Below are 21,647 nucleotides of genomic sequence, written 5' to 3' on the forward strand. Positions count from 1 at the left end.
GGGAGGAACTCGGAGCGCCGCCGAACCATGGAGGACAATCATTGCACGCTACAAGTGGCGCATCCGGTGCATAGGGCAGGCTTCATGACCGAATAAGGAATAGTACCATCGAATATTGCCGCGACTCGACGCCAAAAATCATCGATTAGATTTTATAGCATGGCCGATATTCGGAAGGACTAACTCCTTGTAGGGCCGGGATCGTCCGAAAGGCGATGCCGGAGCCGGAATTTCCGCGGTTTAGACTATTGGCGATCCTGCGAGATAGGCCTCACCAGACAAGCGGTCGGTTGATCCATGATGAGACAGCATCGACGGACGCGCCTGGCGCGCGTGCCCTACCGCATCGCGGCACTCGCCCTGTGGGTCGCCCTCGGCGGGGCGGCCGGCGCCCAGGATTCCGATTATCGACTCGCGCCCGGAGACCGGCTCGGATTGTCGGTCTACGGCCAAGCCGAACTCTCGGGCGAGTTCGTGGTCAATGGCAGCGGCGCGTTGTTCCTGCCCCTGGTCGGCGAAGTCACCGTCTCGGCGATGACCTTGCCGGAGGCCCAGAAGCAGATCGTCAGCCATCTGGCCGACGGCTTTCTGCAGCAGCCGGTGGTGAGCCTGCGTATCACGGAGATGCGGCCGATCTACCTCCTGGGCGACGTGCGCGTCGCGGGGAGTTACCCGTTCCGCTACGGGGCCTCGGTTCTCAGCGGCATCGCCCTGGCCGGCGGCTTCGCCTTGCCCGAACAGGCGCAGATCTCCCAGCGCACGGAGTTCCTCAGTGCCGACGAACGGGTCCGGGTCCTGGAGGCGACCCTGCGTCTGCTCACGGTCCGGCGCGAGAGGCTGGAAGCGCAGCGGCAAGACCGTGAGGATTTCACCCCGCCGCGCGGCAGCGAACGCGACGAGGGCTTCACCCGTCTCCTCGCGGAGGAACGCGGGATCCTGAAGGCGCAGCGGAGCGCCTTCGCGCAATCTGCCGAGATGCTCCGTGCGCAGCAGCCGCGGATCGAGGCGGAGATCGCTGGCGTCGAGGCGCAGCGCAAGGCGGAGGAGACGCAGCTCCGGCTGATCCAGTCCCATCTCGAGGATTACGAGAAGCTCATCAGCAACGGTCTGGCGCGACGGTACCAGGGGATCGAACTGCAGCGCGAGGAGGCCCGGAACAAGGGGACCATCGCGCGGCTGAACTCCGAACTCGCCCGGCTCGATCTGGCGATCGGCGACCTCGCCCTGCGCGCCCAGGAACTCACCGACACCTATCATCGCCGCCTCCTCGCCGAACTGCAGGACGTGACCACGCGCCTGACGGAAGTGGAGATGCAGTTGCCGAGCGCCCGCGAGATCCGGGAGGCGCGCCTCCAGTCCGGCGGCATGCTCGGTGCAGCCAGCCCCGGCACCCCGGCGCGGAAAGTCTTCATCACGCGCGCCGTGGGCGAGCGGACGGAGACCTTCGAGGCGAACGAGCGTGCGCTCCTCCAGCCGGGCGACATCATCGACGTCCGTCGCGAGCCGCCGACGAGTCCGATCCGGACAAGCCTGGCCCTGCCGGAACCGGGCTCCCTCCCGGCGCGCTGATACGGGAACCGGCACCTCTCCCACGGCCGGCGCGGCAGACACCGACGCGGCCCGGGCGTCGCGGGCCCGTCGACGTCCCAACGATCATCCGCCTCGCACTTGCAGGACGCATGTAGGCGCAGGCTCGCCCCCTTCCCCCGCCACGGGCGGACGCGGGAGCCGATCGCCTTTGACACGCCGCTCGGCCTCGGCACCCGGATCGCTCGCGTACATCGCGGAGGTTCAAATGTTGCGAATTAAAATACACATCGAAGCCCAAGCTAGTACTTAATATTGTGCTATTTTACTGGAATTTTAATCAATATTCTGCAGAATGCGGCTCTTCGCCACTGTTTATTCCGAGTTCCTTGAAAGTATAGGCGAGATGCTTGCCGGAGCGTCACTAATGAACTCACGACTCCAGCCGCTCCAGGCGCCGTTGGTCGAGAACCGCCTCCTGCGGGCGCTTCCCATCGAAGTCTTCAGCCAGATGCTGCCGCAGCTCGAAGAGGTGGTGCTGACCGTCGGCGAGCGGATCGTCATGGCCAACGAGCCCATCCCGCACGCGTATTTCATCGAGAGCGGACTGGCCTCCGTGACCATGGCGATCGCCGAACGCGGCACTGTCGAGATCGCTGTCGTCGGGCGCGACGGAATGGTCAGCACCGCCCTCGTGCTCGGCATCGAGCACACGCCCCTCACCGTGGAGGTCCGCGTGGCGGGCCGTGCCCTCCGCATGGGCGCGGGCGCCCTGCGCCAGGCGATGGCCCAGAGCAGTGCCCTACGCGACATCCTCCTGCGCTACGTCCAGGTCGTCATCCTCTGGACCAGCCAGATGGCCCTGGCCAACCGGCACCATTCGGTGGAGGAGCGCCTGGCGCTCTGCCTCCTCCTGGCCAGCGACAGGCTCGACGAGGGCCGCGTAGTCATGACCCACGAGATGCTGGCGCTGATGCTCGGCATGCATCGCCCGCGCGTCACCGTCGCCCTGCACGAATTGGAGCGCACGCGGATGATCGTGATGCGGCGCGGGCAGATCACGATCCGTGACCGGCTCAAGCTCGTCGAACTGGCCGGCGACAGCTATGGCCTCGCCGAGGCCGAGTACGAGCGGCTGATCGGCCCCTTCATCTGAGACCGGACGGAGGTGAGGGAAACTCATCACCCTTCGACCGTGCGATGGCGGGTGTCCGCCGAACGCGCCGAGGACGCATGAGTCGGACCCGATTGAAATCGAACGTTCGCGTAAGCGCGGACCCTGGACGACGCTATTCATAAAGCCGTCGAAACCATGAATTTCGAACAACCTCACAATCCATTGGCCAGCCGGAGAATCCCTGCTTAGGTGAAGCGAGGCCGCGTCCCATCGGTGCGCCCATCGACAAGGTGAGAGAGCGGTGCGCAGGCGCGGAGAGCGGGGGCAACACTCGGCGGTGGCGGCCATGATGGTCTTCGCCCTCGCCATCGCGCTTCCCCTCGTGGTGCTCGCCGTCGTCACCACCGACTGGTACGTGGCCGCCGAGCGAGCCCGTCTGCAGACCATGGGACAGCTCACCGGAGACCATCTCCGCGAGCGCCTCGACCGTGATCTCTCCGAGATGAGCGCGATGGCCAGGACCCTGGCGACCTCGCCCTCCATCGATGCCGAGGACTGGGCGCGGTTCGATGCCCAGGGGCGGGCACTCGTGGACACCACCGAATTCACGGTGTCCCTCGTCCATGTCGATGGCCGCCAGATCGTCAACACGCGCGTGCCCGTCGGCACGGCCATGCCGTCCTCCCCCCGTCCCGAGCTCGCCGCGTCCCTGATCGCGACCCGGCGCCCGGTCATCTCTCCGGTGATCAAGAGCGTGGTCACCGGGGCCGATATCGTCCTGATCTGCGCGCCTGTCCTGCGCGGCGGCGCCCCGGAGATGTTCGTCTCCATCGCCGTGCGCACGGATCACTTCGCCCGCCTGATTGCACAGGCCGAGATCGACGACCCGTTCTCCGCCGTCTTCGTCGATGGCGCGAAGCGCATCGTCGCACAAACCGACGATGCGCCCGACTCGTCCGGCCTCTCCACGAAGGAGCCCTCCTCGTCTCCGCCCAGGCTCCAGCGTCTGGAGGATTGGGAGAAGGCGGAGGCCAGCGTCATGGAATTCCACCATCGCTCCGGCGTCTCCGACTGGACGGTGGTCACCGGCCTCGACCGGAATGCCTTCGAGGCCTCGCTCTATCGTTCGCTCGCGGTCCTGGCCTTCCTCGCCGTGACGCTGCTGGGCAGCGGCGGGATCGTCGCCTGGATCTATGCCCGGCAGGTAGCCAGGGCGGTGCGGAACCTGAAGCGGGCCGCCGGGGCGGTCGGGCGCGGCGACCCCGTCCACCTTCCCGCCAGCGAGATCCGCGAGGTGGAGCAGATCGGCCGGGCGCTCGTGACGGCGTCCCATGTTTCGGCCGAGCACCACGCCGCCATCGCTGAGGTCAATGCCAACCTGGAGGTCCGGGTGGCCGAGCGCGGCCGCGAACTCGCGGCGAGCCAGGCGCATTACAAACTCCTCGCCGAGACCATGACCGACGTGGTGATCCTGCGCCATGCCGACTGGCGCATCGCCTATGTCTCGCCTTCCGGCGCGGCGCTGTTCGGCACGGAAGGGTCGGATTTCGATCCGCGCACGCGCATCCACCCCGACGATCTCGCCGCCTTCTCCGCCGCGGATGCCCGCCTCGCCCCCGACCGGCCGAGCATCGTGTCCCTGTTCCGGATGCGCCATGCGGATGGCCGCTGCATCTGGATCGAGGCGGTCAACGACCTCCTGACCTCCGCCGCGCCTGGGGCGCCCAACGTGATATCGACCCTGCGGGACGTGACGAAGCGGCAGGATCAGGCCGACGAATTGCGCATGGCCCGCGACGCCGCCGAACTGGCCCAGGCCAAGGCCGAGAATGCGAGCCGGGCGAAATCGGAGTTCATGAACCTCATGAGCCACGAGATCCGGACGCCGCTGACGACGATCAAGGGCTTCACCGACCTCCTCGCGCACACGACCGGGCTCTCGCCCGATCAGGTCCGCTATCTCGCCCTGGTGGGGGCGGCCACCGACACGCTTCTCGGCACGGTGGACGACGTCCTCGATTATGCCCGGGCCGGGGAAGGCAACCTGCGCCTCGACAGCATCCCAATCGACCTGCCCGCCCTGGTGAGCGGGACGGCCGATCTCGTGAGGCCCATGGCCGAGGCGAGGGGGGTCGCCATCGACTTGGCCGTTCCCGGCGACGGCTCCCGCCATGTCCTGGGCGACGAGCGCCGCCTGAGGCAGATCCTCCTCAACCTGCTCAACGACGCCATCGGCACGTTGCGCCGGGGCACCGTCACCCTCGCGCTGCAGGGGCCGCGCGGCGCCGAGTCCGCCGAGCGCTGGCGCGTCTTCGTCACCGCCCATGCCGGCGAAGACCCGGAGCAGTCCGCAGCCCGCACCGTGGCCCTCGACGGCAGCGGCCTCGGCTTCATCATCGCCCAGCGCCTCGTCGGACTCATGGGGGGCGGGCGCATCGACCGGAGCACGCCGCTGGGCGAGACGGCGGCCTACCGGTTCTCTCTCTCCCTGGCGCCGGCGCCGGTGCTGATACGCGCGGCGCCGGCTCCGAGCCCGGACGCGCCCGGGGCCGGCCGCATCCTCGTGGTGGAGGACAACCCGATCAACCGGGAGGTCGTCCAGGCGATGCTGAAGCGCCTGGGTTACGGCGTCGACATGGTCACCGACGGAGAGGCGGCCATCCTGGCGGTGCAGGCCAGCGCCTACGACCTCGTCCTCATGGACGTGTCGATGCCCGGAATGGACGGGACCACGGCCATCCGGCGCATCCGCTCCCTCCAGCACCCGGCGCGCCGGGTGCCGATCGTGGCCATGAGCGCCAGCATGATGCCGGACCGGGTCCGGGCCCTCACGGAGGCCGGCGCCAACGGTCAACTTGGCAAGCCGTTCGATCTCCCGACCCTGTCGCGGGTGGTCGGCGACCAGATCTCCTCCATCGTCCTGCGGGAGAGCGACGCGGACGCGCCGATGCCGGAACGGCCGCCGATCTTCGACCGGAGCGCCTTCGACGCCCTGATCGCCCAGATGGGCGAGGAGGCGGCCCGCGAGGACGTGCGTGCCTTCGTCAGGCTCGTCGACCGTTTCGGACCCGACACGGACGGGGCGAGCGCGGAAACCCTCGCCGCCCGGGCTGACAGGACGGGATTCCGCGACCTCGCCAAGGCCTGCCGGACCTTCGCCGCGCTGCCCGCCGGTGCCGCGCGGGACGAGGCCCGCGGGCGCTGCCTCATCGCCCGCGACCTGATGAACCGCATGGTCCACGAGATCACGGGGCCGACCATGCCCGAAATCCGCCAGACGGTGGCCCTGCTCTGAGACCCGTCGCACCCGGAACCGAGGGGCGCGACCACGTGCGGACGCGGCTCCGCTTGGCGTGCCGGTGCCGCACTGCTATCTCCCGACACGCGTCCACACACCGAAAAGCCGTGCGCCGGGCCCGTCCTTACGCCGACGGACCGCGACCGCGCCGGAGACAGACCCCTCGATGACCACCGTCCCCATCGACAACATCCGTAATTTCTCCATCGTCGCGCATATCGACCATGGCAAGTCGACGCTGGCCGACCGGCTGATCCAGACCACCGGCACGGTGGCGCTCCGCGACATGAGCGAGCAGATGCTCGACTCGATGGACATCGAGAAGGAGCGCGGGATCACCATCAAGGCCCAGACCGTGCGCCTCGAATACCGCGCAGAGGACGGCAAGGACTACATCCTCAACCTGATGGACACCCCCGGCCACGTGGACTTCGCCTACGAGGTGTCGCGCTCGCTCGCGGCCTGCGAGGGATCGCTCCTCGTGGTCGACGCCTCCCAGGGCGTGGAGGCGCAGACGCTCGCCAACGTCTACCAGGCGCTCGACGCCAACCACGAGATCGTCCCCGTCCTCAACAAGATCGACCTGCCGGCCGCCGAGCCCGAGCGCATCCGCGCCCAGATCGAGGAGGTGATCGGCATCGACGCTTCCGAGGCGGTGGCGATCTCGGCGAAAAGCGGACTCAACATCGAGGCGGTGCTGGAGGCCATCGTCAAGCGCCTGCCGCCGCCCAAGGGCGACCGCGACGCGCCCCTCAAGGCCCTGCTGGTGGACAGCTGGTACGACGTCTATCTCGGCGTCGTCGTGCTGGTGCGCATCGTCGACGGCGTGCTCAAGAAGGGCATGAACATCCGCATGATGCGGGCCGACGCCGTGCACGGGGTCGACAAGATCGGCGTGTTCCGGCCGAAGATGGCCGATATCGGCGAGCTCGGCCCCGGCGAGGTCGGCTTCTTCACCGGCTCGATCAAGGAGGTCGCCGATACCCGCGTGGGCGACACGCTCACGGAGGACAAGCGCCCCTGCAAGGAGATGCTGCCGGGTTTCAAGGACGTGCAGTCGGTGGTGTTCTGCGGGCTCTTCCCCGTGGATGCCGCCGAGTTCGAGACCCTGCGCAGCGCCATGAGCAAGCTCCGGCTCAACGATGCGAGCTTCTCCTACGAGATGGAGACCTCGGCGGCGCTGGGCTTCGGTTTCCGTTGCGGCTTCCTCGGCCTGCTCCACCTCGAGATCATCCAGGAGCGCCTGGAGCGCGAGTTCAACCTCGACCTGATCTCCACCGCTCCTTCCGTGGTCTACCGCCTGCAGATGACGGACGGGACGTTGAAGGAGTTGCACAACCCGGCCGACATGCCGGACGTGATGAAGATCACCGCCATCGAGGAGCCGTGGATCCGCGCCACCATCCTCACCCCCGACGAGTATCTCGGCGGCGTCCTGAAGCTCTGCCAGGACCGGCGCGGGACGCAGGTCGACCTCAACTACGTCGGCAAGCGCGCCATGGTGGTCTACGACCTGCCGCTCAACGAGGTGGTGTTCGACTTCTACGACCGCCTGAAATCGATCTCGAAGGGCTACGCCTCGTTCGACTACCACATCTCGGACTACCGGGAGGGCGACCTCGTGAAGATGTCGATCCTCGTCAATGCCGAGCCGGTGGATGCCCTCTCCATGCTGGTCCACCGCAGCCGCGCCGAGCATCGCGGCCGGGCCATGTGCGAGAAGCTGAAGGACCTGATCCCCCGCCACCTGTTCCAGATCCCGGTCCAGGCGGCGTTGGGGGGCAAGATCATCGCCCGCGAGACCATCAAGGCCCTCTCCAAGGACGTGACCGCCAAGTGCTACGGCGGCGACATCTCTCGTAAGCGCAAACTCCTCGACAAGCAGAAGGAGGGCAAGAAGAAGATGCGCCAGTTTGGCCGTGTGGAGATCCCTCAGGAGGCGTTCATCGCCGCGCTGAAGATGGACGATTGAGCCGGAGCCGGAGCCGGAGCGGAAGACACTGCCTCCACCTCCGGTTGTGCCGCGGCATGTTTAGCCCTGCATTAAGGCTTGTGGCTTAGACTTCTCGACGTGCCCTGTCCCGGCCGGAGAGGCGGGCAACATGGTCTGAACCAGGCACCTCCGGGTGACCTGGGAGGAGATGCCGATGGTCCTGCCGCGCCGATTCGCTCGCAGGTTCCGCTCGGCGCGCACGTGGATCCTCTTCGGGATTCTGGCGCCTGTCGGTATGCTCGTGGTGTCGGCCATCATGCTGCTCGACCTGCGCAAGGACGCCTGGGACAAGGCGGAGCAGACCTCGCAGAACCTGCTCCAGATCATCGAACGCGACATCGCCCGCAATATCGAAATCATCGATCTGTCGCTGCAGGGCGTCACCGAGAACCTGAAACTTCCCGCTCTCGCCGATCTGTCGCCGGAGCTGCGCCAGCTGATCCTGTTCGATCGGGCGATCTCGGCACAGGACATGGGCGTGATCCTCGTCCTCGACGAGCGGGGCGACAGCATTCTCGACGGCCATGCCATCCCGGCGCGCCACACCAACAATGTCGACCGCGACTACTTCAAGGCCCACAAGGCCCGGGGCGGCGGTGGCTTGCTGATCAGCCAGCCGCTGATGTCGCGTCTGACGGGCGCACGCGTCATGGTGCTGAGCCAACGCGTCGACAAGCCGGACGGGTCGTTCGGCGGGGTGGTCCTGGGCACCCTGAAGCTGTCGTACTTCACGCGGTTGTTCGACCGCCTGGGCCTCGGGCGCGACGGCGCGATCAACCTGTACCTGCACGATGGGACGCGCGTCATGCGCTACCCGAACCGGGACTCCGATTTCGGGACGAGCCTCGCCGGAACGGCCAATTTCGAGCGGTTCGTCCGCGAGGGCAGCGGTAGCTTCGTCGGGACCTCCAGCCTTGACGGGGTGGACCGGCACTATGCCTTCACGCAGGTCGGGACCTTGCCCTTGATCCTCAACGTCGCCCTGGCGGTGAACGAGATCGAGGCCGAATGGCGCGCGAAGGCCATCGTCATCACCGCCATCGTGGTGGCGCTCTGCGGCCTGACCGTCTGCCTCTCGCTGCTGTTCGGACGAGAGTTGGAGCGGCGCGGCGCGATGCAAGTCGAACTCGCCCGGCAGTCGCTCACCGATGCGTTGACCGGCCTGCCGAACCGCCGCCGGTTCGAGGAGGCCCTGACCGCCCTGCGGGGCGATGCCGGCCATGCGGCCCGCCACTTCGCGCTGCTGGTCATCGATGCCGATCACTTCAAGCGTTTCAACGACCGCCATGGGCATGCGGTGGGCGACGAGGTGCTGCGCGGCCTCGCCCGCTGCCTGTTGGAAAGCATTCACCGTCCCGTCGATCTCGTCTGCCGGGTGGGCGGCGAGGAATTCGCGATCCTGCTGCAGGATGGCGACGAGGACGAAGCCCTGCGCATCGCCGAACGGGTCCATGCCAGGGTGGCGCTCCTCGCGGTGGAGGCGGCCGGGATCGAACCCGGATCGGTGACCGTGAGCATCGGCGTCGCGACCATGGGCGCGCCCGCGACCGATCCCCTGGCGCCATCGGACCTGTTCAGTCTCGCGGACGCCGCCCTCTACGAGGCCAAGGCCAACGGCCGCAATCAGACCCGGTTCGTCGAGCGCCGTCGCGGCGTGGTGGATCGGCGCCAGGCGAGCTTTCGTCTCGCGGGCGCCTGAGCGCGCGCATCACCGCCCCTCGCCGATGCCGGAGCCGCTGCGACCACGATTCCGGGACGGGCCTTCAACGGGCCGAGACGGCCAGTTGCCGCGCCGCTTCGCCGAGGTCGCGACCCTGGTCGCGCAGGTGGCCGGAGGTCGCCCCGAGGGCCTGTGACGAGGCCAGCGCTTCCTCGGTCGTGGCGCGCAGGGCGTCGAGGTGGCGGGTCGCCTCGAAGATCGTGCCGCGCACCCGCGACACGCCTTCGGCGATGCCGCCCGCAGCCTCTTGGTGGGAGGCGCTGACGCGGGAAATGTCGGCCGCGCTGACGCGGACGGATGTCACCTCGTCACGCACCGAGGCGAGGGACGCGGTCGATTGGGCGGCGACCTCCCTGAGGCGAGCGATCTGCTGCGAGATCTCGGCTGTGGCGGTGCTGACCCGGTTCGAGAGGTCCTTCACCTCCGCGGCCACCACCGAGAAGCCACGTCCGGCGGTGCCCGCGCGGGCCGCCTCGATCGTGGCGTTGAGGGCCAGGAGGTTGGTCTGGGCGGCGATGATGCCGATGAGGTCGCTGATCTGCCCGATGCCGGCGATGCGCTCCTGGAGTTCGGAGAAGACGTCCACCGCCTGGCCCAGGATGCCGCTCGTCCGGTCGGCGATGATCTCGACCTGTCCGGCATGGGCGCTCGCCTCGCGCGAGAGCGCGACGAGGCCCTGCGCGGCATCCGACACGCCGTCGATGTCGCGGGAGGCGGCGAGGTTGGCCCGGTCCGCCTGGGCGCGGCTTTCGTCCACGGTCTCGGCCACGGTGAGGACCGTGCGGGCGCCCGCCTCCACCTGCATGGTCGTGTCCGCGAGCCCGGAGGCGATCCCGTCGAGGGCTGCCATGAGCGAGCGGACGCGCTCGCGCTGGGCATGGTCGGTGACCGTGATGGCGAGGCGGTCGGCCACGTAGGCCATCAGTTCGAGCAGGGCTTCGCTCAACTCCGCCTTCTCGCGGGAGAAGAATTCCAGCACGATTTCCACCCGGTCACCGATGCGGACCGGGAACATGAAGCAGCCGCGTACGCCGTTTTCCCGCGCCGCCGTCGCGCGGACGAAGCCGGGCACAACCGTCACGTCCTCGCAGGAGATCGCGCGTCCCTCCGCGCAGACGCGCCCCACCAGCCCTTGGCCGGGGGCGAAGACCGCTCGCTCCGAATTGGCGACGAAAGCGTCCGTCCGCCCCGGCACGTCGGAGGGGGCGAGGTACCACGCCCTCATCGACACCATTGCATCCACGTCCACGCCGTCCTGGTCCATGCGTCGGTAGGCATGGGCGATCGGCCATTCGGTGAAGCGGCCGACGATGGCGAGGCAATCGACGATAGCGGTCTCCGGCGTCGGCGCGCTGCTGCAGGCGCGCGAAATCGCGTTCAGGAAGGCGAGCACCGCGCCCAAGTTGTGCGACAGCATCCCGGACGCAGGTGGGTTCTCTTCCCGCCGCCCACCGGTCCTTCCGAGCCATCCGTCGACGATCGCCCTGATCATGAAACCCTCACGCGAGCCTTGCGAGCCTGTCGGTCCGGACTACCGGAAGCCGTGCCCCTTCGGCAGCCTCTTTGCGGCTGGAACTTAGCTTCGCATTCCTTGATCAAGCCTTCGGTTCATCACACGCGACTGGGTCATTTGGTATCAATCCTGCGCAAATTCTCATCAAAGATCAGGTACGACCCTCCCCGGTGCCGGGAGTTCATGGCGGTTCCGGTCCGTGCGGAGTTCGGAACGTACCCGCGCCGGCCTTTCCCCAGGGCCACCTCGCCATCCTCGATCGCCTCTCCGCGCTCGTGCGCCTCGGCCCCAGTTCCTTTGCCCTTTGCCCTTCGCCCCTCGGCAAGGGCGGCCTCCCACAGGCGTCATACACTCGACCCTTGATGAACAACCTGAGGTATACTAACTCGCTTCTCTCTCCTGAGGAGGCGTGGATGTCGATCGACGGTGATTCCCTGAGCGCGATCGTCGCGGAACTCTCGATCCGTCCGGGACATGAGAAGGTCAGGGCTTCTGCTCTACCGCCTGCTGACCGAGGCGCTGGGCGCCAAGAGCGAGCAGATTTTCTTCGAGAGAAAGATACCTGAGGTTAGAGGTCGTCTCGACGCCCTGCTCGGCAGGACGATCATCGAGATCAAGTCCGACCTGCGCCGGGAGGCCAGGGACGCCGAGGCTCAGCTCACCCGCTACCTGCCCGAACGCGAGGGCGCCACCGGCCAGCGTTACGTGGGGCTCGCCACCGACGGCGCCACCTTCACCGCCTACGAGATGCGGGACGGCGTCCTGGTGCAGCTCACCGAGCACGAGGTGAGGCTGGCGGATGCCCGTGGCCTCACTGCCTGGCTCGAAGGCGTCATCGCGGTCCTCGACTGGCTGCCGGCGGACGCGGCCGGGATCACGAACGAACTCGGCCGCCAGAGCGCCGCCTTCGCGCGGACCCTCGGCCTCCTCGCCAAGGCCTGGGAGGCGCTGGCGGCGGACCCGGAGGCGGTGCTGAAGCGGCAGCTCTGGTCGCGTCATCTCGGCTTCGTCTACGGCAAGGCCATCGACGACGACACGCTCTGGCTCCAGCACACCTATCTGGTCATCCTCGCCAAGGCGATCGCCGCCGGAACCATGGGCGCCACCGGGCGCTCGCCCGAGGATCTGCTGTCGGGGCGCGCCTTCCACGAGGCGGGGGTCCACGGCGCGGTGGAAACGGATTTCTTCGGCTGGGTGATCCAGGCGCCGGGCGGGGAGGCGATCGTCGCCAGCCTGGCCGCGCATGCCGCCCGGTTCGACCTCGGCAGCGTCGATGTCGACTTTCTGAAAGTGCTCTACGAATCCCTCATCGATCCGGCGCAACGGCACGATCTCGGTGAATATTACACGCCCGATTGGCTTGCCCGGAAGGTGGTGCGGCGCGCCCTCGACCGGCCGGCCGAGCAGACCTGCCTCGATCCCGCCTGCGGCTCGGGCAGCTTCCTGTTCCACGCCGTGCGCCTCAAGCGCGAGGCCCTGATCGCGGCGGGCGTGCCCCTCACCGAGATCGCGTCGCGCTGCTGCGCTTCCGTCACGGGGCTGGACGTCCATCCGGTGGCCGTGATCTTCGCCCGCGTCACCTACCTTTTGGCGCTCGGCGACGCCCTGCCGGGGCGAGGCGGCGACATCTCCCTGCCGGTCTATCTCGGCGATGCGCTGCAATGGAACGTGAAGCGCGACGCGTTCGAGAGCGACCTCGTGGTCGAGGTGCCGCGCGACCCCCGCGAGGGCCGCAAAGGCGCGCCGACCCTGCGCTTCCCCCTCGGCCTCTGCGCCGATCCGCCCCTGTTCGACCGCGTCGTCACCGCCATGCACGATGCCAGCGAGGCCGTCCGCACGGCGGACGCCTTCGCGCGCGGGCTCGCTGGGCTCGGCGTCGCGGCGGAGCAGCACGCGACGCTCGTCACCACCTTCACGATCTACGACCGCCTGCGCCGGGCCGGGCGCGACCATGTCTGGGGCTTCTTCGCCCGCAACCTCAGCCGCCCGGTGGCGCTCTCGGACGGCGCCAGGGTCGACGTCGTCATCGGCAACCCGCCCTGGCTGTCCTACCGCTACATGGCGCCCGCCCTGCAGGCCCTGTTCCGGGATACCGCGCGCCGGCTCGGCATCTGGGTCGGCCCCGACGAGGCGCGGCTGGTGACGCAGACCGATCTGTCGGGCCTGTTCTTCGCACGCGCCGCAGAGCTCTATGTCCGGCCGCCGGAGGGCGACCGGCCGGGCGGCCGGGTCGCCATGGTGCTGCCGCTCGCCGCCCTGAGCCGGGGCCAGTTCCGAGCCTTCCGCACCGGGGACTGGACCGAGGTCCGTGTCGCGTTCTCTGACGCCTGGGTTCTCGACAATCAGGCCGTCTCGCCCCTGTTCAGGGTGCCCACCTGCGTCCTGTTCGCCGATGTCACGGCGGGGGAGGCCCGGCCGACGCCGACGCGGGTCACGGCTTTCGCCGGGCGGCTCCCCTTCAAGGACGTGCCCGAGGAGGTGGCGGATCGCTGCCTGCGGCTGGATCGGGCCGATGCACCGGTGCCTGCGAACTTCGAGGCCGGGTCGCCCTATCGCCCGCTCTTCCATCAAGGGGCGACCCTCGTTCCGCGCATGCTGTGTCTGGTGGATCGCGTTCAGTCAGGCCGTCTTGGCGGCAACGCCGCAGCACCCCTCTTGAGAAGCAGGCGATCCCCGCAAGAGAAAGCTCCTTGGCGAGACCTGCCCGCCCAACAGGGGGCTGTCGAAAGCGGTTACGTCCGGCCGGTCTATCTCGGCGAATCCATCGCGTCGTTTCGCGTTCTGAACGCATTCGAGGGCATCGTGCCTGTGGCGTCCGATGGGAGTGTTCTCGATCCGAAACAGGCGAGCGATCGTGGCGTGAGCCGTCTCGGAGCCTGGATGCGACAAGCCGAGGCAAGCTGGGCGCAACACAGCGCCGGACGCATCACACTCAAGCAACGATGGAATTTTCAACGCGGATTGTCCTCGCAGTTTCCGCTGCCGCCCATTCGCGTGGTCTTCGCCAAGGCCGGATTATGGCCCGCGGCCTGTATCGTCAGGGATCGCCGGGGAATCATCGACCACAAACTCTACTGGGCGGACGTCTCTTCCGAGGACGAAGCCCGTTTCCTTATCGCCATCCTCAACAGCGAGGCGGTTCGCATCCGCATCGCCCATTTGCAGAGCCGGGGCGAGCAGGGCGCGCGGGATTTCGACAAGCTGATGTTCACGCTTCCGATCCCCCGCTTCGACCCGCGCGAGGCGGTCCATGCCGGGCTGGCGGCGGAAGGCGCGGTGGCGGAGGAGGTGGCGGCCGCCGTCGCGCTGCCCATGGAGGTCTCGTTCCAAAAGGCGAGGGCCCTGGTGCGGGACGCCTTGCGGGAGGAGGGCGTGTCGGCCCGCATCGATGCCCTGGTGGAGACGCTCCTCGGGCCCGATCCGCGCCTCGCCTTGCCGGACGACGAAGCCGTTCCTGCCCGCGACGAGGAAGAGACCGTCGACGCCTGATACCAAGGCTCGGCGAAGCTCGGTTCGAAGTCGCTACTCGGCCTTGTCGCCGGTTTCCGGGGCGGTCCTATCGGCGGCCGGTTCGGCGGTCGCCACGGCCGTGCGTTCCAGCATCGGCTGGAGGCGGATGGCGAGTTCGCCGCCGAGATGACGGGTATAGGCGGCCTTGAAGTAGCGCTGGCCGGTGCCGTTGCCGAAGAGTTGGTCATGGGTGCGGATCATCGCATCCACCTCGGGGCGGCAGAGGAAGCCGATGATCCCCGCCGCCTCGTACCAGCGGCCCGCCCGGGCATGGCGCATGGCGGCCGGGTTGGCCATCACCGTCTCGGCGAAGCACTCCGTGGCGGCGCGCTCCAGTGGCGCCATGGCCGCATGGGCGTGTCCGGGTGTGCGGGGCGCCGCGCTTGCGGCACCCGCCGTCGCGACAAGGGTCAAGAGAGCGCCAAGCAGCCGAGCTTTCATCGCGCACATACCTCGAGGTCGATCGAAATCGATTCGCCCCAAGTATTCATCGAAGACTTGGACAGGAACAGGGCACGACGCGCCCCGAAACCTGCGATGCGCGATTTCGTGAGCCGACTGTGCCCGGCCGATCACAGAAGCCGGATCAGCCCCGCTTCTCGGCGTTCCAGCGGCCGGAACAGCGGATCATGCCGTTGCTCGACCAGGTGCCGCTGCCGTAGCCGCCGCGATCGAGTTGGCCGACCACGGTGGCACCATCGGAACCGCGCATGATCGTCGCGCGCACGGAGCCGTTGCCGGAGACGCGCCCCCGGATGTCGAAATCCCCGCCGGGATAGCTCGCCTCGCCCTTGGCGATCCGGACGCCGTAGCGATAGGCGCGGTCGCAGGGGCCGTCCTGGGTGATGACCTCGATGCTCCAGGCGCCGTCGTAGCGGTTGGGCACCGAGACCTTCCGCGTGGCCGCTTCGGTGGTTCCGAGGGACGTCGTCAGGAGGGCGAGAGAGCCGGCGGCAAGGAGGAAGCGTCGCATCGTAGCCTGTTCTGCAAGGGCGTGATCGGGGCTGGGAACGCCCCGGATCGCGTATCGGTTGCGGTTCACGCTCGTGTGGCTTCGCCCAAGGCGGCCTGAAGCAGCGTGAGGAGATCACCTCCCGCGTGCAGATAGGCATCGACCCCTGCGGCTTTGAGCCCCTCCGCGAGATCGCCGGGCTTGCCCGCGAGATAGACCGTCCTGGCCCCGGCCGCCTTCAGGGCTTCGGCCGCCGCGACGGCATGGGTCGCGTAGAGGGCGTCCGATGAGCAGAGGCAGGCGATGCGCGCGCCGGATGCGGCGAAAGCCCTGGCCAGTGCGTCGCTCTCCGAAAAACCCTCTTCGTTCACCGCCTCGATGCCGCCGGCCGCGAAGGCGTTGGCGGCGAAGGTCGAGCGGGCGTTGAAGACGGCGACCGTCCCGAGATTGGCCAGGAACACCAGGGGGCGCCGCCCGGTCTTGGCGAGATGGGCGTCGGACGCGTCGCGCAGGGCCTCGTAGGGTTCGGCGAGGCGGAAGGAGGGCAGGGCCTCGCAGGTGGTCGTCCCGGCCCCGCCGAGGGCGAAGGCGGGCGCCACGACATCGGAGGGCGGCAGGTCGAGGACCGTCACCGGCTTCTCGGCGAGGAAGGGGAACTCGCTCGCCCCGGTCAGCGGTTCGCGGCGCGTGGCGACGTTCTTCGCGCGGGTGGCGCGGGTCTCGCCGATCCGGGCCTGGATCGCGCCGGCCTGCAGGCTCGCGACGATGCCGCCCTCGCGCTCGATGGCCTGGAAGGCGGCCCAGGCCGCGGTGGTGAGCTCCTCGGTGAGCGCCTCGAACCCGCCGGCTCCGGCCGCCGGATCGGCGACGCGGGCGAGGTTGGATTCCTCGATGAGGACGATCTGGCTGTTGCGGGCGACGCGCCGGGCGAAAGCGTCGGCGAGGCCCAGCGAGGCGGTGTAGGGGACGACGGTGACGGAATCGGCGCCGCCGAGCCCGGCCGAGCAGGCGGCCATGCCGGTGCGCAGGATGTTCACGAACGGGTCGTTCCGGTTCATCATCCGCCACGCGGTCTCGGCATGCAGGCGCAGGGGCTTCGGGTCGAGCCCGCAGGCGGCTTCCACCCGCGCCCAGAGGCGGCGCATGGCGCGGAACTTGGCGATGGTCAGGAACTCGTCGGCATCGGCCACGAGGAGGATGGCGACGGCGTCGCGGGCGCGGGCGAGGTCGTGCCCGCCGGCCTCCAGCATGCGCAGATAGGCGACGGCCGTGGCGAGGGTGGCGGCGAGTTCCGCCGCCTCGCTGGCGCCGGCCTCGTGATAGGGGCGCCCGTCGGCGAGCATCGCGCGGCCCGTGAAGCCGGCCCCGTCGAACTCCGACAGGAGCGCCGAGACCGCCGCGCCGATCTCAGGGATCGTCGCGTCGAGGCGGCCGGTGGCGGCGAGCGTCCCGATCGGGTCGAGGCCGAGATCGAGGTCGAGGCTGCCGAGATCCTCGTTCCGGTGCGCCGCCAAAGCCTTGACCAGACGGGCCGCCTCCAGCCCGCGCCCGCCGGCATCGAGCCGCGTCGCGATGAGGGAGAGCATCACGCCCGACAGGGCGGTGTCGAGGGTTGCTACGTCTCCGGCATCGAGGCCGAAGCCGCGCGCCGAGACAGCGCCCGCGAAGACGAGGTTCAGGGCATCGGCGCCCCCTTCGAGATCGGCCATGGCGAGACCGTGCGCGGCTTGCGCGTCCGGGTGGTCCACCCGTTGGGCGATGCGCCAGGGGCCGGGCGCCCGCATGGGCTGCGCCACCGGGGCGGCCGGTTCGTAGAGCGGTTCGATCCGGATGCCGTCCGCCGTCTTCGAGACCAGGCGCTTCTCGAAATCGCCGCCCTTGAGCACGCCCTCGACCAGGCCGAGCCACCGCTCGCGGGTGGGCGTGGGGAACAGGTCGGCGAGGGGGCGATTGTCCATCGTCAGGGCCTTGGCGCACGCTTCCGCCGGCCGCGCGTGGCCGGACGCTGTCGGCGACAGCCCTCGCACGGCGAGGCTTGCCGGGCAACACGCCGGACTCATCAAAGAAATCAGCGCGGACTCAAAGAAAAACGAAGGCCGCCCCCGCGTCGCGAGCCCCGGCGTGCGAGGCGGGTCCGGGGCCGCGAGGCGGGTGCGTCAGCCGAACAGGATCAACCCCGCGAAGCCGAGCGAGCCGACGATGATGCGCCACCACGCGAACAGCCGGAAGCCGTGGGAGGAGACGTAGTCGAGCACGGTGCGGACCACGACGAAGGCCGAGAGGAAGGCCACGACGAAGCCGATGGCGATCAGGCCAAAATCGTCCTGCGAGAGGTTCTTGTAATTGTCGAGGAGGTCTTTGGCGAAGGCCCCGGCCATGGTGGGGATCGCGAGGTAGAACGAGAACTCGGTGGCCGAGCGCTTGTCCGCTCCCATCAGCATCGCGCCGACGATGGTGGCGCCGGAGCGCGAAACGCCGGGGATCATCGCGATGCACTGGAACAGGCCGATCCTGAAATCCATCGGCAGGGTGAAGTCGAAGACGTCACGCTTCTTCACCTCGAGGTCGGTCTCGTCGAGGACGAGGAGGACGAGGCCGCCGGCCACCAGGGTGGCGCAGACGATCCACGGATTGAACAGGTAGAACTTGATGTACTTCGAGAACAGGCCGCCGATGATCGCCGCCGGCAGGAAGGCGAGGAGGATGCCCAGGACGAAGCGTCTCGCGTTCGGATCGCTCGGAAACGCCACGGCGATTCCCAGGAGGCGGCGGAAATAGACGGCCAGGATCGCCAGGATCGCGCCGAGCTGGATCAGCACCTCGAACGTGTTGTTGGGCGATTGAAAGCCGATGAAGTGGCCGACCAGGAGCTGGTGGCCGGTGGAGGAGACCGGAATGAACTCGGTGGCGCCTTCGACGACGGCGAGCACGACCGCCTTCACGATGCTCATGGCATCCATCATGTCTCGCCTCGGTTGTTGTGGGGTGGGAGCGCGGGTCGCCGCACGGTGTCGGCGATCAGAGTTGACGAGCGGTTACCGGAACATGTCCAGCGTGTTAATGAGGCGGCAATGATCGGGCAATAAGTCTCGACCGGCGACCCTCACCCACCGGCGGTCCCGATACGGCGCGTCCCGCGGTTCCATCCCCTTCGAAACGGCCTCTATGGCGACGCTTCACCACTCCCCCTTCTGTCCGCATTCGCGCTTCATCCGTCTCGTGCTCAGCGAGATGGGCATGGAGCCCGCACTCGTGGAAGAGCGGGTCTGGGACCGGCGCGAGGCCTTCCTCCTCATCAATCCGGCCGGGACGACGCCGGTCCTGGTGGAGGAGACCGGGCTCGCCGTGCCGGGGGCCGGCATCATCGCCGAGTATCTGGACGAGACCCGCGGCCTCGGCCTGTCCGGGCGCCGGTTGCTGCCGGAGGCCACCGCCGATCGCGTGGAGGTCCGCCGCCTGCTCGACTGGTTCCTGGTGAAGTTCGATGCGGAGGTGACCGGCTATCTCGTCACCGAGAAGATCTCGAAGCGCTTCATGACCAGCGCCAATGGCGGCGGTCCGCCGGACATGCATGCCATTCGTGCGGCGCGCACCAATGTGCGCTACCATATGAAGTACATCGGCTACCTGATGTCCCGCCGGAAATGGATCGCCGGCGACCATCTGACCTATGCGGATCTCGCGGCCGCGGCTCACCTCTCCTGCGTGGATTATCTCGGCGACGTGCCATGGGACGAGGACGAGACGGCGAGGGACTGGTACGCGCGGCTGAAATCGCGCCCCTCCTTCCGGACGCTGCTGGCGGACCGGGTTCCGGGCATGGCCCCGGCGGATCATTACGCGGATCTCGATTTCTGAACTCCCCTTCGGGCCAGTTCCGGGCAGAGGGCAAGCAGGCGGCCGGCCGCCGGGAGCAGCGCAAAATTCTCTCCGGCGATGCCCTGAGGCAGGCGCTCGAGGCCCGCGCCCGGCATCTCGGCTTCGACGCGGTGCGGGTGACCACCCCCGATGCGGCGCCGGCCCTGCGCGAGCGGCTGCCCGCTTGGCTCGCCGCCGGGCATCACGGCGGGATGGAGTGGATGGTGGAGCGCGCGGACCAGCGCGCCGATCCGTCGATCCTGTGGCCGGGCGTTCGCAGCATCGTGATGCTGGGCATGAACTACGGCCCCGAGGTCGATCCGCTCTCGCTGCTGGCCCTGAAGGATCGCGGCGCCATCGCGGCCTATGCCCAGCGCCGCGACTATCACGATGTGGTGAAGGGCAAGCTGAAGGAGCTCGGCGGCTACCTCTCCGCCAAGGGCGACGTGCGGGTGAAGGTCTTCGTCGATACCGCGCCGGTGATGGAGAAGCCGCTCGCCGCCGCGTCGGGCCTCGGCTGGCAGGGCAAGCACACGGTCCTCGTCTCGCGCGAGCACGGCAACTGGCTCCTGCTCGGGGCGATCTACACATCCGCCGATCTCGTGCCGGATCTGCCCGAGGCCGACCGTTGCGGCTCCTGCCGGCGCTGCCTCGACATCTGCCCGACCGCCGCGTTTCCCGCCCCCTACCAGCTCGATGCGCGGCGCTGCATCTCCTACCTCACCATCGAGCACGAAGGGCCGATCGCCCCCGAATTCCGCGAGGCCATCGGCAACCGCGTCTTCGGCTGCGACGATTGCCTTGCGGTCTGCCCCTGGAACAAGTTCGCCGTCGCCGCCTCGGAGGCGCGCCTCGGCGCGCGGGCCGACCTCGCCGCGCCTCCCCTCGCCGAACTGGCGCGCCTCGACGATGCGGCCTTCCGGGCGCGGTTCGCCGGAACCCCGGTGAAGCGGACCGGGCGCGACCGCTTCCTGCGCAACGTCCTCATCGCCATCGGCAATTCCGGCGATCCGGCGCTCGCTCGGGAGGCCGAACGCTGCCTCTCCGATCCGTCGCCCCTGGTACGCGGTATGGCCGTATGGGCGTCGAGCCGCCTCACCGACGCGGCGGCGATGCGCGGCCTTTTCAACAGCCACGCCATCGGCGAAACCGATGCCGAGGTCGGCGCCGAATGGCGCGCGGCACTCGATCACGCGGGAAACACGACGGCATGAACCTCTTCGTCTTCGGTCTGGGCTTCACGGCGCGCCGCTTCGTCGAGCGCGCGGCGGGGCGGTTCGGCGAGATCCGCGCCACCGTCACCGACCCGGCCCGGCCCGGCGCCGGCCTCGGCGATGTCGCCCTGCGCGGCTTCGGCCCCGAGACGGACGACGCGCGGATCGCGGGCGACCTCGCCGACACCGACGTGCTGCTGGTGTCCGCCCCGCCGTCTCGCGACGGAGACACGGTGCTCGCCCGTTACCGGGACGCCATCGCCGACAGCCGGATCGGCTGGATCGGCTATCTCTCCACCATCGGTATCTACGGCGACCAGCAGGGCGCCTGGATCGACGAGACGACGCCGCCCAACCCCACGAGCGGGCGCTCGCATGGCCGCATCGCGGTGGAGAAGGCCTGGCTCGCCTTCGGGCAGGAGACCGGCAAGGCCGTGCAGGTGTTCCGGCTGTCGGGCATCTACGGGCCGGGCCGCAACCCCATCGTGAAGCTGCGAGAGGGCAAGTCGCAGCGCATCATCAAGCCGGGTCAGGTGTTCAACCGCATCCATGTGGACGACATCGCCACGACCCTGCTCGCCTCCATCGACAGGCCGAGGGCGCAGGCGATCTACAACGTCACCGACGACGAGCCGACGCCGCCGCAGGTGGTGACGGAATACGCCGCCGGCCTCGCCAACCTGCCGCTGCCGCCCGAGATCGATTTCGAGACGGCGGATCTGAGCCCGATGGCGCGCAGCTTCTACGGCGAGAACAAGCGCGTGCGGAACCGCCTGATCCGCGAGGAGCTCTGCGTCGATCTCGCCTATCCGACCTACCGCGAGGGGCTGGCGGCGCTGGTGGCCGACGCCAGGGCCTGAGGCTCTGGCCCAGTCCCTTGGCGCGAAAAACGGCTTTTCGGTCTCTTCTTTCGGCTGCGATAGACGTAATGTGGCGGGATGCCGG

General features: G+C 68.6%; 14 protein-coding genes. 9 read left to right on the top strand and 5 right to left on the bottom strand.

Going from position 1 to position 21,647, the window contains the following annotated elements; translation table 11 throughout:
* Window positions 1-297: 297 nt before the first annotated feature.
* The 5 genes from MBTS_RS06160 (at window position 298) to MBTS_RS06180 (ending at window position 9,634) form a co-directional block, all read left to right on the top strand.
* Window positions 298-1,569 (top strand): polysaccharide biosynthesis/export family protein, encoded by a 1,272-nt coding sequence (locus MBTS_RS06160; protein ID WP_147831408.1) that lies wholly within the window; start codon window positions 298-300, stop codon window positions 1,567-1,569.
* 385 nt (window positions 1,570-1,954) lie between these two features.
* Window positions 1,955-2,683: a Crp/Fnr family transcriptional regulator gene (locus MBTS_RS06165; protein WP_018046139.1), complete on the top strand. Its 729-nt coding sequence runs from the start codon at window positions 1,955-1,957 to the stop codon at window positions 2,681-2,683.
* Between the two features lie 307 nt (window positions 2,684-2,990).
* Complete coding sequence (locus MBTS_RS06170; protein WP_147831410.1) at window positions 2,991-5,939, top strand: response regulator; 2,949 nt, start codon at window positions 2,991-2,993, stop codon at window positions 5,937-5,939.
* Between the two features lie 169 nt (window positions 5,940-6,108).
* On the top strand, window positions 6,109-7,914 hold the full coding sequence (gene lepA, locus MBTS_RS06175) for a translation elongation factor 4 (RefSeq protein WP_056160725.1): 1,806 nt from the start codon (window positions 6,109-6,111) through the stop codon (window positions 7,912-7,914).
* Window positions 7,915-8,089: 175 nt separating this feature from the next.
* Complete coding sequence (locus MBTS_RS06180; protein WP_192215259.1) at window positions 8,090-9,634, top strand: sensor domain-containing diguanylate cyclase; 1,545 nt, start codon at window positions 8,090-8,092, stop codon at window positions 9,632-9,634.
* Window positions 9,635-9,698: 64 nt separating this feature from the next.
* Here the strand turns inward: MBTS_RS06180 and MBTS_RS06185 are convergent, their stop codons facing one another.
* Entirely contained in the window at window positions 9,699-11,147 is a 1,449-nt protein-coding gene (locus MBTS_RS06185) for a methyl-accepting chemotaxis protein (protein WP_147831413.1), read from the bottom strand.
* A gap of 495 nt (window positions 11,148-11,642) precedes the next feature.
* On the opposite strand from MBTS_RS06185, the gene MBTS_RS06190 reads away from it, so the two are divergent.
* Window positions 11,643-14,657 (top strand): N-6 DNA methylase, encoded by a 3,015-nt coding sequence (locus tag MBTS_RS06190; protein ID WP_238253686.1) that lies wholly within the window; start codon window positions 11,643-11,645, stop codon window positions 14,655-14,657.
* A 33-nt stretch (window positions 14,658-14,690) separates the two neighbouring features.
* Here the strand turns inward: MBTS_RS06190 and MBTS_RS06195 are convergent, their stop codons facing one another.
* From MBTS_RS06195 to MBTS_RS06210, 4 genes are all read right to left on the bottom strand, one after another.
* Window positions 14,691-15,119, bottom strand: a complete 429-nt coding sequence (locus MBTS_RS06195) for a hypothetical protein (RefSeq protein ID WP_056147181.1) — start codon at window positions 15,117-15,119, stop codon at window positions 14,691-14,693.
* 145 nt (window positions 15,120-15,264) lie between these two features.
* On the bottom strand, window positions 15,265-15,651 hold the full coding sequence (locus tag MBTS_RS06200; RefSeq protein WP_056146951.1) for a hypothetical protein: 387 nt from the start codon (window positions 15,649-15,651) through the stop codon (window positions 15,265-15,267).
* Between the two features lie 65 nt (window positions 15,652-15,716).
* The gene (locus MBTS_RS06205) at window positions 15,717-17,588 is read right to left on the bottom strand and encodes a methylmalonyl-CoA mutase subunit beta (protein ID WP_192215260.1); all 1,872 of its coding nucleotides are present in this window, start codon (window positions 17,586-17,588) and stop codon (window positions 15,717-15,719) included.
* Between the two features lie 198 nt (window positions 17,589-17,786).
* A complete protein-coding gene (locus tag MBTS_RS06210) occupies window positions 17,787-18,590 on the bottom strand; it encodes an undecaprenyl-diphosphate phosphatase (RefSeq protein ID WP_056147178.1) in 804 nt (267 codons plus the stop codon).
* 205 nt (window positions 18,591-18,795) lie between these two features.
* Here MBTS_RS06210 and MBTS_RS06215 point away from each other — a divergent pair, with 205 nt between their 5' ends.
* The 3 genes from MBTS_RS06215 (at window position 18,796) to MBTS_RS06225 (ending at window position 21,562) form a co-directional block, all read left to right on the top strand.
* Window positions 18,796-19,488: a glutathione S-transferase family protein gene (locus MBTS_RS06215; protein WP_018041671.1), complete on the top strand. Its 693-nt coding sequence runs from the start codon at window positions 18,796-18,798 to the stop codon at window positions 19,486-19,488.
* 83 nt (window positions 19,489-19,571) lie between these two features.
* Window positions 19,572-20,702 carry a tRNA epoxyqueuosine(34) reductase QueG gene (queG, locus tag MBTS_RS06220; protein ID WP_192215269.1) on the top strand — a complete coding sequence of 377 codons (1,131 nt, stop codon included), beginning with the start codon at window positions 19,572-19,574 and terminating at the stop codon, window positions 20,700-20,702.
* Entirely contained in the window at window positions 20,699-21,562 is an 864-nt protein-coding gene (locus MBTS_RS06225; RefSeq protein ID WP_192215261.1) for an SDR family oxidoreductase, read from the top strand. The genes queG and MBTS_RS06225 overlap by 4 nt, the downstream gene beginning before the upstream one ends.
* Window positions 21,563-21,647 lie beyond the last annotated feature (85 nt).

It is taken from the genome of Methylobacterium bullatum (assembly GCF_014845095.1).
GTDB classification, from domain to species: domain Bacteria; phylum Pseudomonadota; class Alphaproteobacteria; order Rhizobiales; family Beijerinckiaceae; genus Methylobacterium; species Methylobacterium bullatum.